The organism is Neisseria sp. P0021.S007 (assembly GCF_051956855.1).
In genome coordinates, this window is record NZ_JBQCXA010001401.1 from 1 (window position 1) to 487 (window position 487).

The 487-nt window shown below is 58.5% G+C and carries 1 pseudogene; it reads left to right on the forward strand.

Annotated elements, in window-relative coordinates:
- A pseudogene (locus ACTHUR_RS19390) lies at positions 1-487 on the forward strand (hypothetical protein); the annotation flags it as partial.

The window sequence follows — 487 nt, forward strand, 5'->3', positions numbered from 1 at the left end:
ATTTTGCCGTAGCCGTCGGTACAGGTGCGCAGGCGGTAATTTCCAACTCTATCGCCATCGGTAAAAACGCCTCCGTCAACGAAGATACCGACTCTGTTGCCGCCGTCAACGGCGCGACCAAAGGTGAAGGCTCCGTCGCCATCGGTGCGAACACCAAAGCCAGCGGCACCAACGCTACTGCCGTCGGTCAAGCATCCAACGCCTATGGTCAAAACTCCTTCGCAGGCGGTCAGTCTTCCAAAGCGTTGGGTAAATCCAGCGTAGCGGTCGGTGACGGCGCGCAGGCCATTCACGACTCCACTACTGCAGTTGGTCCATACAGCCAAGCTACGGCGGCAGGTGCGACTGCGTTGGGTCACAATACCCGCGCAACTGCTTTCGGTACCGTCGCGGCAGGCCGCCAAAGCAAAGCTTCTGCCAGCAATGCCGTAGCATTGGGTAACGAAGCAGACGCGCAAAAAGACGACACCATCGCCATCGGCTACAA